General features: G+C 43.7%; 12 protein-coding genes. 8 read left to right on the top strand and 4 right to left on the bottom strand.

From position 1 onward, the window contains the following. Positions 1–13: 13 nt before the first annotated feature. Positions 14–811, bottom strand: coding sequence for a hypothetical protein (locus B2248_RS01930; RefSeq protein WP_273182990.1), 798 nt, complete (start codon positions 809–811; stop codon positions 14–16). Positions 812–891: 80 nt separating this feature from the next. On the opposite strand from B2248_RS01930, the gene B2248_RS01925 reads away from it, so the two are divergent. The 3 genes from B2248_RS01925 (at position 892) to B2248_RS01915 (ending at position 7,464) form a co-directional block, all read left to right on the top strand. Then, positions 892–2,472, top strand: a complete 1,581-nt coding sequence (locus B2248_RS01925) for a lytic transglycosylase (protein ID WP_273182988.1) — start codon at positions 892–894, stop codon at positions 2,470–2,472. A 6-nt stretch (positions 2,473–2,478) separates the two neighbouring features. Next, complete coding sequence (gene trmL / locus B2248_RS01920; protein ID WP_007144410.1) at positions 2,479–2,958, top strand: tRNA (uridine(34)/cytosine(34)/5-carboxymethylaminomethyluridine(34)-2'-O)-methyltransferase TrmL; 480 nt, start codon at positions 2,479–2,481, stop codon at positions 2,956–2,958. 294 nt (positions 2,959–3,252) lie between these two features. Further along, positions 3,253–7,464, top strand: coding sequence for an EAL domain-containing protein (locus tag B2248_RS01915; RefSeq protein WP_273271347.1), 4,212 nt, complete (start codon positions 3,253–3,255; stop codon positions 7,462–7,464). Here the strand turns inward: B2248_RS01915 and B2248_RS01910 are convergent, their stop codons facing one another. From B2248_RS01910 to B2248_RS01900, 3 genes are read right to left on the bottom strand one after another with little or no spacing between them, the layout of a single operon-like run. Continuing rightward, positions 7,465–8,412, bottom strand: a complete 948-nt coding sequence (locus B2248_RS01910) for a YncE family protein (RefSeq protein ID WP_273182984.1) — start codon at positions 8,410–8,412, stop codon at positions 7,465–7,467. Then, positions 8,413–8,934, bottom strand: a complete 522-nt coding sequence (locus B2248_RS01905; protein WP_273182981.1) for an SRPBCC family protein — start codon at positions 8,932–8,934, stop codon at positions 8,413–8,415. It abuts the gene before it with no gap. Positions 8,935–8,973: 39 nt separating this feature from the next. Then, positions 8,974–9,294, bottom strand: coding sequence for a hypothetical protein (locus B2248_RS01900; RefSeq protein WP_273182980.1), 321 nt, complete (start codon positions 9,292–9,294; stop codon positions 8,974–8,976). 197 nt (positions 9,295–9,491) lie between these two features. On the opposite strand from B2248_RS01900, the gene B2248_RS01895 reads away from it, so the two are divergent. The 5 genes from B2248_RS01895 to moxG all read left to right on the top strand — a co-directional run bounded on the left by B2248_RS01895 (position 9,492) and on the right by moxG (position 14,863). Further along, entirely contained in the window at positions 9,492–10,478 is a 987-nt protein-coding gene (locus B2248_RS01895; RefSeq protein ID WP_273182978.1) for a sensor histidine kinase, read from the top strand. Between the two features lie 10 nt (positions 10,479–10,488). Beyond that, the gene (locus tag B2248_RS01890; RefSeq protein WP_007144404.1) at positions 10,489–11,133 is read left to right on the top strand and encodes a response regulator transcription factor; all 645 of its coding nucleotides are present in this window, start codon (positions 10,489–10,491) and stop codon (positions 11,131–11,133) included. Positions 11,134–11,407: 274 nt separating this feature from the next. Next, positions 11,408–13,291, top strand: coding sequence for a methanol/ethanol family PQQ-dependent dehydrogenase (locus B2248_RS01885; protein WP_007144403.1), 1,884 nt, complete (start codon positions 11,408–11,410; stop codon positions 13,289–13,291). A gap of 95 nt (positions 13,292–13,386) precedes the next feature. Then, entirely contained in the window at positions 13,387–14,232 is an 846-nt protein-coding gene (moxJ, locus tag B2248_RS01880; RefSeq protein WP_273182971.1) for a methanol oxidation system protein MoxJ, read from the top strand. A gap of 46 nt (positions 14,233–14,278) precedes the next feature. Continuing rightward, on the top strand, positions 14,279–14,863 hold the full coding sequence (gene moxG / locus B2248_RS01875) for a cytochrome c(L), periplasmic (RefSeq protein ID WP_273182969.1): 585 nt from the start codon (positions 14,279–14,281) through the stop codon (positions 14,861–14,863). The last annotated feature ends 1 nt before the right edge of the window (position 14,864 follow it).

Raw genomic sequence — 14,864 nt, 5'->3', positions numbered from 1 at the left:
TTCACTCAACTAATTAACCAAATAAGGCTGAAATGGCCTTGGTAATTTTGCTACGCCCAATATCTTCTCTCGCAGGACACACCAGCTCAAGCTCGCTGAGTGCTAGTCCACCACTTATCACATCGTCCAAACTCAAAATCGCATCATCCTGATTACGCCTGACCAGCGTTATACGTGGCGTCCAGAATTGTCCTTGTTTATCGGCATATAAACTTAAATTAGGTGCCGGTACACTGATTTTATCCAGCGTTAACATTTGATCAGACTGATTCTGAATCCGTACCTCAATAGCGGCTCTCGCCTTGTTATTGGCAATGGGCTTTACATCTAATTGCTCACTCACTTGCGAGGCATAACTCAACACACCTTCACGCGTGTTAGGACCGAACCAGGAGTCACAGACTTTTACCGTTGGGATATCTAATAATGTCTGATCGGATTCACCAGTCGCTATCTTCAACCATAAAGGTAGACACACAAATAAAGTGACTTCCTGAAACGGCAATAAACTCACCGAAACCACTGGCCGACACACTACAGGACGGTCGGCTAACGCTGGCTGAATCACCATTTTCTCTGGAAGTTGAGCAAAAACAAAACGTTGCTCATGTTTAGGTGATGACTCAAAGGGACTGTTTTCATTTCTTAATGAAGGCTCAAATTGGTTTATATTTTGTTGCCATTCATAACCTGCCCACCATTGATGAGGCGCAGAACGAAGCCCAAGACAGACATCTGCACATCGCATAACCCATTGTGTTTCCTGGGGAAAATGAAAAACACCCCACCAGTTATTTAGCTGTTCAACCATCAGTAATTGCAACTTTTATAAATTATTCGGAGACAGGTAGAAAATCCTTGCTTATAATAGCGCGGATGTTTACTCGAAATATGATAAGAATAGCACTCGTATCGGTATTTACGTTACTTGTCGCTTCCTGTAGCAGCACCCCCGAAAAAGTCGTGGGGGCCTCGGCATCGCCGTCTGTTACGTATTCTAAAACGAAGCAAAAGCAGAAACATACTCCCTGGGAACAAGCATATAACGAATCCCTAGAAGAAAACGAAAACCCTCTATCCTCAGAAAACCCACCAATTACACTTCCTCCCCAAGACCCAACCGATGTTTGGGAACGCATTCGAAACGGCTTTGTCATCTCTGATTATAAGACGCTTGAGCCAGATACAGAACGTCAACTTCGCTGGTTTATTGATCATCAGGATTATGTCGCCAGGGTGGTGGAAAGAGCTAGACCTTACCTGTTTTACATTGTTGAAGAAGTCAAAAAACGTAATATGCCGATGGAAGTCGCCTTATTACCTGTTGTCGAAAGTGGCTTTAAACCCATGGCTTATTCGCCCAGCCATGCGGCAGGGTTATGGCAGTTTATTCCAGGCACTGGTGAACTTTATGGCCTGGAGCAGAACTGGTGGTATGACGGCAGACGTGACGTAGTTAAGTCAACACAAGCGGCACTTGATTATCTTGAAAAACTTCATAACGACTTTGGTGACTGGCAACTCGCTTTTGCTGCTTATAATTGTGGTGAAGGCACAGTCGGACGTGCTATTAAAAAGAATCAGGAACAGGGTAAACCGACTGATTTTTGGTCGCTCGATCTTCCCAAAGAAACGTCTGCTTACGTACCTCGCTTAATGGCTGTCAGCCACATGGTGAAATACCCTGAACGTTACGAACTAGAATTAAGCCCTATCGATAACAAACCGTTCTTTGGTCAGGTTAATGTTGGTTCACAGATCGATTTAGCGATGGCCGCCAAGATGGCAGGCATCAGCGAAAAACAGCTACACCAATTAAACCCGGCATTTAATCGCTGGGCAACAGCACCACAAGGCAACCATAAATTAGTACTGCCGCTGGAAAAAATTCCTACTTTTAAAACCGCCTTAGCAAAAATGCCTACTTCACAGCGAGTGCAATGGGCACGTCATGAAATTAAACGTGGTGAATCTTTAAGTATTATTGCCAGAAACTACGACACCACAGTCGATGTTATAAAACAAGCCAATAAACTCGGCACGACTCAAATCCGTGCAGGAAGAAATCTACTGATTCCGGTCGCCTCACATGACATCAGTAAATTGGCTTTGAATAAAGCACAGAAGAGTGTGTCACCTGAGAATGTCAAAAAAACGACTTATGTTGTGAAAGCGGGTGACACTTGGTGGGATATTGCCCGAAAAAATAACACCGATGTAAAAACGCTGACTCAACAGAATAATAAATCGGCCAAAGACATCCTGCGTGCAGGCGAAAAACTTGTCATCACTAGTGCTGCTGCAGATATCAGAAAGTCGGTCAGTTACACTATCAAAGATGGTGACTCACTCTGGGCAATCTCACGTAAATTTAATGTCAGTGTTGCTGATGTGAAAGAATGGAATGGTCTCAGTGATCGCTCAACTTTACAGCCAGGTCAGAGCTTAAAACTGTATATAGACGAAACCTGATCCGCTGTGCTGCATGTTGCTCTCTATGAGCCCGAGATTCCTCCCAACACGGGCAATATAATTCGCTTATGCGCTAATGCTGGTGCAGGCCTACACTTAATTGAACCGCTAGGCTTTGCTATTGATGATAAACGCCTACGCCGCGCTGGACTGGATTATCATGAGTTCGCTGATGTCCTTGTGCATAAGAACTTCGATGAGTTCTTAGCATGGAGCGGCAGCAGACGAATTTTTGCCTGCACGACAAAAGCCAGACAACATCATCATCAAGCCAGCTATCAAGATGAAGACATTCTGTTATTTGGCCCGGAATCACGCGGCTTGCCTGAAGACGTCCTCAATCAACTGAATGATAGGCAAAAAATACGCATACCGATGCTGCCTGACAGTCGAAGCCTTAATCTATCTAATGCAACGGCCATCATCTTGTACCAAGCATGGCAACAACTGGATTTTGCCGGTGCCAAACAGTTTGATAACAACTAAATAGTGATTCGCTAACTCCGCTTGCTGTGAAATATTGGTTTTTAGAGCCAATTAAAAAATAGAAGATGCGAGTGTCACACAAAGCTTCAGGATATCGCCGCTATTCTTATTCGACTTGATTGGGTTATCATCTAAGCACCAACACATCATCTAAATCTTTGTGTGTAAACGCTAGGGAAAGCTATAAACAGAGATGTTTACCCTCTATACAATTCATTGAGCATTATTCATGGGTGTAAATCACTAGAAATGATAAGCCATCGATTTTTTTGTGTATGTCTTCTTAACCTTTTATTGAGCCTGTCGCTACCCAGCTACGCTCAACTGGAAGCTACAGATGAAGACTTACCCCTGGAAAAAGTCAGTTTACTACTGAAATGGAAATATCAATATCAGTTTGCTGGCTACATCGCTGCCGTAGAAAAAGGATTTTATAAAGAGGAAGGCCTGGATGTTGAATTACGTCCTCGTCAACCTGACATTAATGTTGTCAATGAGGTCGTCAGCGGAAAAGCGGATTACGGTATCGGTGGTATCGGGATCCTCGCTGAATACGCGAATGGTTCACCGATAAAAGCCTTAGCCGCGATATTCCAGCATGATGCTTTAGTCTTTATGTCACGCTCAGAATCCGGAATTGTCAGTCCTTATGAAATGGCTGGAAAGCGTGTCATGTTTGACGCCAGCAATGGTAATGACGCCATCTTAAGAACCCTGCTGAATGATGCAGAAATCCAGCTGAAAGATATCAATATCATCCCTCAGAAAATGGGCATTGATAGCCTTATCAATAATGAAGTTGATGTCATTTCTGGTTACATCAGCGATCAACCCTATGAGTTTTTGCAGAAAAAAATCCCTATAAACATCATCAACCCGCGTAATTATGGTTTTGATTTTTACGGCGATATTTTATTTACCAGCGATGACGAACTGAAAAAATATCCAGGCCGAGCCCAACGCATGCTGAAAGCCTCGTTAAAAGGCTGGCACTATGCGCTCGAGCATAGTGAAGAGATGATTAATATCATCAAGCAGAAATATGGTGCTGAACAAAGCCTGTCGCGACTTAGGTTTGAAGCAAGAGAGACAAAAAAACTAATATTGGCGGATCTAATACCGTTAGGCAGTATTGAGCCTGGTCGCCTGAAACGCATTGCCGATATTTATGCACAGCTGGGGGTCGCCCCTGCTCTGCCAGAAAAAACCCTTAATCACTTCATTCATCAACCCAGCACCATGTTATCTCTCACTGAAGATGAACAGGCATGGCTACAGGCTCATCCCGTTATTAAAGTCGGTGTAGACAAAGACTTCGCTCCCTATGAGTGGATCAACAAGGATGGTGAGTATGTTGGTCTGGCTGCTGAATATATCAATTTGCTGGAAGAACGATTGGGCGTGAAATTCGACATCATCTCTAATCGAAGCTGGGATGAACTGATGACTATGGCTCAAAACGATGAAATCGACATGCTGGCCTGTCTGAATGAAACCACCGAACGTAAGGAATACTTAACGTTTACCGATCCGTATATTCAAAATCCTGTGGTTATCATTAATACGGATATCAATGGCTACATTGGTTCATTAAAAAATCTGGCTGGTAAAACAGTCGCATTAGAAAAAGGTAACTTTAGTAACGCGCTGCTGAGCGATGAGTACCCTGAAATTACTTTGCTGTTCACTGACACACCTCGACAAGCATTGGAAAAAGTAGCTAGAGGCGAGGCAGATGCTTATATAGGAGATGCAGCCTATGCCAATTATCAAATAAAAAACAGCGACCTCATTAATCTTCAATTTGCCGGACAAACGCAAGCCAGAGCGGCATACCGCATGGGTATAGTCAAAAATGAACCAGAACTATTAAGCATCATAAATAAAGTGCTGAGTCAGCTATCTGAGCAAGAAAAGAAAGAAATTGAGTCTCAGTGGCTGGGTATTAAAATCGACTCCGGACCACAACTAAAAACACTGATACAGTTTGGTTCTGGCATCCTGCTGTTGTTTCTATTGTTTAGCTATTGGATTTACCGGCTGCGCCAGTCACGACGAGCCCTTCAGGAAAGTGAGGGACGTTTAAGTGATGTTTTGAACACCTCACCCGTGCCAGAAATCATTATCGATAATCACGGTAAAATTACTTACCTTAATCAAGCGTTTATTACCTCTTTCGGCTATGACCTCAGCGATATTCCAACATTAGATGATTGGTTACTCAGGACATTCCCCAAAGTAGAAACTCGTGAACGATTTATCACACAAGCTGATATCGCGTTTAACAAACAATATGTTTCTTTCAATTTTGAATCTATTGAAACCGATCTCATCTGTAAAGACGGGCAACGACGCTCTGTCATTGCCAATGCCCGTAAAGTGACCAGTGACACGATACCAGATACATTAATTATTCTTTACGATATTACTGAGCGGAAACGTGCAGAAGAAAAATTAAAACTGTCCGGCAGGGTCTTTACACAAGCACACGAGGGAATTCTCATCACCGACGCGGACGGCCTTATCGTCGATGTAAACCCGGCATTCTCTGAGATAACGGGCTACAGCAGGGAAGAAATATTACATCAGAATCCCTCAATATTACGTTCTGATAAACATGACGCCTTATATTTTGAAGAGATGTGGAATGAACTCCGCCAGCAAGGCCACTGGCAAGGCGAGATATGGAATAAACGCAAAGATGGTCAACTCTATGCTGAGTTACTCACTATTTCTACATTGGTCGATGATTATGGTGAGACCATACATTATCTCGGCATGTTCTCCGACATTACCCAAAGCAAAGAGCAACAGCATGCCCTGGAAATGATGGCGCACTATGATGTGCTGACGCAATTGCCTAACAGAACATTATTTGCCGACAGGTTCAAGCAAGCCATCGCCCATAGTAATCGCAATAAGAGTCTGCTTGCTGTGGTCTTTTTAGATTTAGATGGCTTCAAACCTGTTAATGATACCTATGGTCATGAAGCAGGGGACCAGTTACTGATTGAAGTCTCAGCCCGTATTCAATCCTGTATCAGGCAAGACGATACCGCATCCCGACTCGGTGGTGATGAATTCGCTTTATTACTCAATGATGTCAGTTCAGCTGAGCACTGTGAAACACTGATAAATCGTATCCGACATGCTATTGAACTGCCCTATCATATTGATGGTAATAGCATCAGTTGCAGTGCGAGTATTGGCATCACCCTTTACCCTCTGGACAATGCCGATGCCGACACCTTGTTACGCCATGCCGACCAGGCAATGTATCAGGCAAAAGTATCTGGCCGCCAACGTCATCATATGTTTGATACACAACAAGACGAGCAAATGTCTGAACAGCAGAATCAATTTAAGTCGATCGAAGATGCTTTGATATCGGATCAACTTGTGCTGTTCTACCAACCCAAGGTGAATATGCGCTCAGGCGACATCATTGGCGCTGAAGCATTAATCCGCTGGCAACATCCTGAACGGGGCTTGATCACACCAGCTCACTTTTTACCTGTTGTTCAAGGCAGTTATCTGGAAATAAACATAGGAAACTGGGTCATTGAGCGCGCCATCAAACAGCTAAACAACTGGATTGAACGTGGCTGGACAATGGAAATGAGCATTAATATTTCGTCACGTCATCTGCAATGGCAAGGTTTGTTTGACCATCTGGACCGTGTTCTAGCCAAGTATCCCAATGTACCTTCTTATCTCATTCAATTAGAAGTTCTGGAAAGTAGTGTTTTAACCGATATTAACAATATCTCTTCTATCATCGAAACCTGCCGCCACACGCTTGGCCTTAAGATTTCACTGGATGATTTTGGCACCGGCTATTCCTCACTGACACATTTACGTCATCTTCCTGTAGATACCGTCAAGATAGATCAAAGTTTTGTACGTGATCTGATTGACGATCCCAATGACTATACGATTATTGATGGCGTTATTGGTCTGACAGACGCTTTCCATCATCAGGTCATCGCTGAAGGTGTAGAAACAACTGAGCATGGCATGATGTTGCTGGCGATGGGCTGCGATTTAGCGCAAGGTTATGCGATCGCGTATCCAATGTCGGCTGATGACTGCAATCAATGGTTCACTGATTACCAACCAAATAAGCAATGGATCGATCTGGCTAATCGTCAGCTTAATGCGGAACAGACCTTACTGGAATTAATGACGCTGCAGATCAATTATTGGCTAAACCGTGTGATTGCCAATCTAGAGTCGAGTCCTGACACTATTACTCATTGGCCACTGATGAATCATAAGAAATGTCACTTCAGTTTATGGCTGGAGCAAGCCAAGAAACAGAATTTGTTTGATAGAGTATGGATAGAGTCGATGAAACTGGCTTATACAGAGCTTTATCATAATGCCAATAGTCTGAAATATCAGTATCAGGAAGACCAGCATCCTATTAATGATGCTGGTATTGCTGAACTGAAAGCCCACTTTAAAACCATTGAATTACTGCTGGATGCCAAAAAACAACAATAATTAGTTACCAATAAAACGGCCCAGACTTCTTGGGCCATCAGGCATAGCAATCTGCTTGATAACTTTCTGGGATTTAGTATCAATCACTGACAAGCTATTACTAAACCAATTAGTCACGTAAGCATATTGACTATCTTCGGTAAAAGACACACTTTCAGGCATTTCGCCCACATCAATTTTTGCGACTCTTTCTAAACGTTTTGTATCAAAAACCCAGACATCATTCGTGCCTTGGTTCGCCACATATAACCACTGATTGTCTGGCGTTACAGCGATACCATAGGGTGCCGTACCCGCTTTGAGTGTTTTGATCACCTTGTAATCATCACCATTGATGACCGTCACCGTATTGTCCTGAATTGCTGTGACATAGATACGTCTGCCATCAGGACTCACGGTAACAGCATAAGGTGCTTTACCGGTCTTCACTTCAGCGTACTGACGCGGTGTGTCGGCATCCAGCACGGTCAATGTGTCACTATTGCGATTAGCGACATAGATACGTCTTGCTTCACTATCGATGGCCAGGCCAGCAGGATTTTTACCCACAGATAAAATATCAACGACTAATTTTGTCTCCGGGTTAATCACAACAACGGCATTGCGTTCCCAGTCAGAGACAAAAACCTGATGTTTACCTGAGGGATCCACAGCAACAGCAAAAGGTTGCCCACCCGTTCTGATTTCACCCAGTTTTTTATTGGTTTGCGTATCAATCATGGTCACAACACCCATTTCCGGATGGGTGACGAATAATTGATGACGCTGATTGTCTAAAGAGACACCTACCGGTCCTGTTGCGACATCAACCGCAGTCATGATTTCCTGTTTTTCAATATCAACAACCGTGACCTTACTGGCTGCCTGACTACTGATGTAGGCATGTTGCGCTGCTAGTGGCATCGCCACTAGCAATAAACTCAATGAGAGACCTAAACGCAACTTCACTTATTTCATCCCTTCAAGTGATTCTTTCAGGCTGGCCATACCTGTTTTAGCAAACGCTTCCATGGCTTTGACTGCCGATTCATCATTGTATTGTTCAGGTGGGAAATTGCCGGTATCCGCACGATAAAAGCGGCCCTTCCAACTCATTTCCGTACCATCGTTCGCCTTGCTTAATTCAATACTGACCGTATAAAAGCTCACTGGAAAAGCTTCAATATTCTCTTCTAATAAACGATAACTCAGATAATGTTTCGCATCGTCTTTCTCATCCAGGCTATCAGTAATTTCACCCTTGCCTTTTAACTTGAGAACTCGCGTGCCTTCTTCGGGCGATGTCACTGACTCAACCATGGGATGCCAATCGGCTATGCCATTAAAATCTGAGACTTTTTCCCAAACCTTATTAATCGGTGCAGCAATCACCACTTTTTCATCGATTTTTTGTGGTGTCGGTCCATGAGCGAAAGCAAGGCTGGTGACGAATAATTGACTTGCCATCAAGGCGGTTGCCCATAATTTCATTAAGTGTTCCTCTTTAATTTAAGTGTCGTAAATAGGATGTTATTTAGGGTCGCGATTGGTATGTCCCAATGTCTCAACATGGCCATTAACAATGCCGAACTGGGTATAGCGATAAATTTTGTCAGAGTGTGCTTGCTGCACAAGATCACGATAAATCCAGAACTCAATCGTGCCACTGGCGTTTTCTTTCTTAGCGATGCTGTCAGGCTCACCCAACTCTGTTCTGATAAATTCGGGGGTTTTTCCGGTGAAGTGTTTGAGGAATGCCATTTCCTCATAGGTTTTGTGTGTGGTGGAATCCGCCAGGCTTATTCCGGGGAAAAAAAGTAGTACTGAAAGCAGTAGTGGCAAGAGTTTCATGTTCTTCCTCAAAGTGAATAGAAAACTTGACCATCGTACTGAGCATTGTGCCGATACCGTTAGAGACATGTCCTTGTATTTCATCAGGACCTTTTCATCTATGTCTGCGTGATTTGCTCCCCATCTCATCTTAGGCTATGGGTAAATCGCTGCCTCTGCTTCATACTTTTCTTTTTTTAATGACGTATGAATACATTATGGAAGGCCTGCAGCAGCTCAAGCATCACACTGATAACAATCAGCGTAAACACAGTATTAAACGCGACGTCGTCTGGATTACCATCTCGTCACTTATTACTTATCTTGTCGCATCGTATTTGGATCTGGCAGAACGTTATATCGATTGGACTGCTCTGGGCGAGTTCTATCAGCTTGATGAGATTATTTTTGTATTACTGGTTTTTTGTGCCGGCCTTATCTGGTTTAGCACCCGACGTATTTCAGAGTTATCACTGTCGCTCAAACACAATTTGGCGATGCAGGCAGAATTAAGCCAAAACAATAAAAAAATACGTCAGCTACTCAACGATAAACAGGCCTTAGTCCAACGAATAGCCTTGGTCAGAGAGTCTGAACGCGATCATCTCGCCTCTGAACTTCACGATATCTTTGGTCAACACCTTGCTGCAATGGATGCCAACTTGACTGTCGCCTTAAACCAAACCGACAACCCCACTCTCCAGCCTATCCTCGAATCTGTCATGGACAGTACAACCGTGCTTCGCTCAATTACCCGTAATAAATTACGTCATCTAAAGCCACCGAGCCTTGACAGTATCGGCCTTAAAGGCGCTGTTCGTGAGCTGGTTTCTGAATGGAAACAAGCCTTCCAGGGCAGAGAACATCTCTCACTGGAGATACAGGATCATGAAATACCCAAAGCAGTTGCACTGTCGATATATCGAGGCCTACAGGAAGGGCTGACGAATATTAGCCGTCACGCCAATGCCGATCAGGTTTTTATCTATTTGCATCAATTCCGTGAACCTGGCAATGCCTGTATTCAATTAAAGCTGGAAGATGACGGTCAGGGCTTCAACAGCAATATAGAAGCCCAACAAGGCCTTGGACTTATCAGTATTCGTGAACGTTGCGAGGCTTTAGACGGCGAATTTTATATTGCATCTCGTCAGCCTCAGGGAACCTGCTTAACGATTACGATTCCTTATGACCCAATTATTTGAGTAAACCATCATGTCTAAAACGACTATATTATTGATTGATGATCACGCCATTTTACGAGATGGCTACCAACATTTATTGAACTCTTCAGGGTTTGACGTCATCGGTCAGGCCAGTAATTCAGAAGAAGGTTACCGGCTCTATGTCAGTCATAAACCGGATGTTTGTATCATTGATATCAGCATGCCTGGTGCCGGTGGCCTTGAATGTATTCGCCGCATAACATCCCGTGATCCACAAGCTAAAATTCTTGTTTGCACCATGCACGATGATTCCACGCTGGCTATGCGAGCGATGGATATGGGAGCGCGCGGTTATATCACTAAATCCTGTCCATCATCCGTATTGATTGAAGCCGTTAAAACGATAGCCAGTCGTGGCCACTATCTGAGTACAGAGATTGCTCGCGCCATTGCCATGGAAAAACTGATTCATGCTGATCAGAAAGTGCACTCGTTATCACATCAGGAATTTGCCGTATTTCGCATGGTGGCAGAAGGAAAAAGTATCAATGAAATGGCTGATAACTTAGCTCTGGCGCCTAAAACAGTATCCAATTACAAAACCAATATGATGCGAAAATTAGGCACTAATAATCTGGCCGAAATTATTTTCCTGGCACAAAAAACCGGCCTGATCACTACACCGCCTAGTTAATGGTGGCTAGTGAAAAAGTTCATTATGTTTTTACACATAGCTCCCATAGAGAAAAACATAAACAACAAATAAATTATTGATATATAAAAACAAAAAACTTAAACAACATAGCTTCACCAGCGAATTAAGGATAACTTCCCTGAACCTTTCAGGTGTAGCTCTCTATCCCCTGTCACAGCAAAGATAAGAAGATGACCTTTGTGCTCAGCCGTGTTTTTTACAGCTGATACACAAAGTCAGCATTGACTGACTCTCAAAACAAATAGGAGGATATATGAGAGAAATGCATCATAGCCGGTGGTCAAAAATCGGTACTGCGCTTGCTGTCTCATCCGCACTCGGATTGATGTCAGGCATGTCAGTTGCAAATGATAAGTTAGTAGAACTGTCTAAAAGCAATGAAAACTGGGTAATGCAAGGGAAAGATTTCTCAGGCACCCACTACAGTACTGCCAAACAAATTAACAAAGACAACGTTAAAAAACTGCGTCCATCATGGTCATTCTCAACAGGTGTACTAAACGGTCATGAAGGTGCACCGCTTGTTGTGAACGGCACTATGTACATTCACACACCTTTCCCGAACAACACTTTTGCTATCGATCTGGATGAGCCAGGTGTGATCAAATGGGAACACAAACCAAAACAAGATCCAGCTGCACGTGCTGTTGCCTGTTGTGACGTTGTTAACCGTGGTCTAGCTTACTGGCCAGGGGATGACAAAGCGCCAGCCATGATCGTGAAAAGCTTACTGGATGGTCACGTTGTCGCATTAAATGCTGAAACAGGTGAAGAATACTGGAAAGTAGAAAATGGTGATATCAGCGTTGGTCAAACAGAAACAGCTGCACCATTTGTTGCTAAAGACTTGGTTATCCAAGGTTCTTCTGGTGCTGAATTAGGTGTTCGTGGTTATGTCACCGCATACGATATTCACACGGGTGAAATGGTATGGCGTTGGTATGCAACGGGTCCTGATGCAGATGTGGGTCTGGATAAAGACTTCAACAAACATAACCCTCACTATGGTCAAAAAGGTCTGGGTACATCTACCTGGGAAGACAACGCATGGAAAATCGGTGGTGGTACTAACTGGGGTTGGTATGCCTACGATCCACAATTAGACATGTTCTACTATGGTTCAGGTAACCCTGCTCCGTGGAACGAAACGATGCGTCCTGGTGATAACAAATGGACGATGACTATCTGGGGTCGTGATCTGGAAACTGGTTTAGCTAAATTCGGTTACCAAAAAACACCTCATGATGAATGGGATTACGCGGGCGTTAACGTCATGATGCTTTCTGAGCAAAAAGACAAAAACGGCAAAATGCGTAAATTGCTGACTCACCCTGACCGTAACGGCATCATCTACACACTGGATCGTGAAACAGGTGACTTAGTGTCTGCTAACAAAATGGATGACACGGCAAACTGGGTGAAAAAAGTCGATCTGGAAACAGGTTTACCAATTCGTGACCCTGAATATGGAACACGTATGGGACACCGTTCACGTGATGTATGTCCATCAGCAATGGGCTTCCATAACCAAGGTTTCGATTCTTACGATCCTAAACGTGAATTGTTCTACTTAGGTATTAACCACCTATGTATGGATTGGGAACCGTTCATGTTGCCATATCGTGCAGGTCAGTTCTTCGTTGGTGCCAACGTATGGACATACCCTGGTCCTAAAGGTGATCGTCAAAACGGAATCGGTTCAGGCCAAGTTAAAGCCTACAACGCGATTACGGGTGAGTTCGCCTGGGAAAAAATGGAGAAATTCTCTGTTTGGGGTGGAACGACTGCAACAGAAGGCGGCTTAGTGTTCTACGGAACATTAGATGGCTTCATCAAAGCACGTGACGCTGATACAGGTAAATTACTGTGGAAATTCAAACTGCCTTCAGGTGTTATCGGTCATCCAATGACTTACACACATAAAGGTACACAGTATGTTGCTATCAACTACGGTGTCGGTGGTTGGCCTGCAGTAGGTCTGGTATTTGACCTGAATGATCCATCAGCTGGTTTAGGTGCAGTAGGTGCCTTTAAAGAACTGGCTAAAAACACTCAAATGGGTGGTGGTGTCATGGTCTTCTCACTTGATGGTAAGAGCCCATATGACGACGTGAGCTTAGGTGAATACGGCATGTAAGCAGTCGCTTACAGGTCAATAACTTAAGACTTATTTCGTTAGAAACCTGGCCAGCAACCATAGGGTTGCTGGCCTCCATCAAAGAGACCAACACGATGAAACGAAACATGAAACAAGCCAAATCAGGTCGGATGTTACCTTCTTTTTTGGCACTCCTATTAGGCAGTGGCTTAGCCTTTAATGCACAAGCCAATACCAGCACGCTCAAAGTGTGTGCAGCCAGTGATGAAATGCCCTACTCAAATAAGCAGCAGGAAGGCTTTGAGAATGAACTGGCAAAAATTCTAGCGGATACCATGGATCGGGAACTAGAGTTCGTCTGGTCCGACAAAGCAGCTATTTTCCTCGTTACTGAGAAGCTGCTTAAAAATCAATGTGATGTCGTCATGGGCGTAGACAAAGGTGATCCTCGTGTCGCGACCAGTGACCCATACTATAAATCGGGTTATGCCTTTATATACCCTGCAGACAAAGGCTTGGATATTAAGAACTGGCAAAGTCCAGCACTGAAAGACATGTCTAAATTTGCCATTGTTCCAGGCAGTCCTTCAGAAGTCATGCTGCGTGAAATTGACAAATATGAAGGCAACTTCAATTACACCATGTCATTAATCGGCTTTAAGTCTCGTCGTAATCAGTATGTCCGTTACGCACCTGACTTACTGGTATCAGAAGTCGTTTCAGGTAAAGCGGATATCGCTCATATCTGGGCACCAGAAGCAGCGCGCTATGTTAAATCAGCCTCCGTTCCACTGAAAATGGTGGTCTCTGAAGAAATTGCGCCAACCCATGATGGAGAAGGTGTCAGACAACAGTTTGAACAAGCGATCGCCGTACGCAGTGATGATCAGGAACTGTTGAAAGAAATCAATACAGCGCTGCATAAAGCTGATCCTAAGATCAAAGCCGTATTGAAAGACGAAGGCATCCCACTTTTATAACTCAAATAAAAATACTCTTTGTTACTTACAGGAAATTTTTTAAATCATGACTATCAAAACATTTTTGCCAAAGAAGATTCGAGGAATCGCACTGCTTACTGTCTCGGTACTCTCCGTGGCAATGATTCCTGTCGCTCAATCTCAATTGGTTTTCAGAAATACAGTCACAGGTGATGTGCTGGACTTATCTTTTGGCAAGAAAGGTGAAAAAACAGAAGCTGTAGAGCATTTCCTTAATACCGGTGAAAACCTCTACAACACCGATGATGAAGCCATCAAGGCAGGTGAAAGCCTGTTTATGACAGCTTGCTCTGGTTGCCATGGTCATCATGCTGAAGGCAAGTTAGGACCAGCATTAGGAGATGATTATTACACCTATCCTAAAAACGCTAACGATAAAGGCCTCTTCGAAACCATTTATGGTGGTGCCCGTAGCATGATGGGGCCACAGTACAACAACCTCACTAAAGATGAAATCTTGCACATCATGGCCTGGGTAAGAAGTGTTTATTGGGGTTCAGCAGATAAAGCAGACTGGTTGACTGAAGAGCAGAAAGCTAACTTTAAACCAGCAGAAGTGCCAGAAGACTTCAAAGAAGCTATGGATAACTTTAATAAAACTCATCATTAAT

Source organism: Methylophaga sp. UBA2012 (genome assembly GCF_002335235.1).
In the GTDB taxonomy this organism is placed as follows: Bacteria; Pseudomonadota; Gammaproteobacteria; order Nitrosococcales; family Methylophagaceae; genus Methylophaga; species Methylophaga thalassica.
This window is presented reverse-complemented; position numbering and strand designations above follow the sequence as displayed.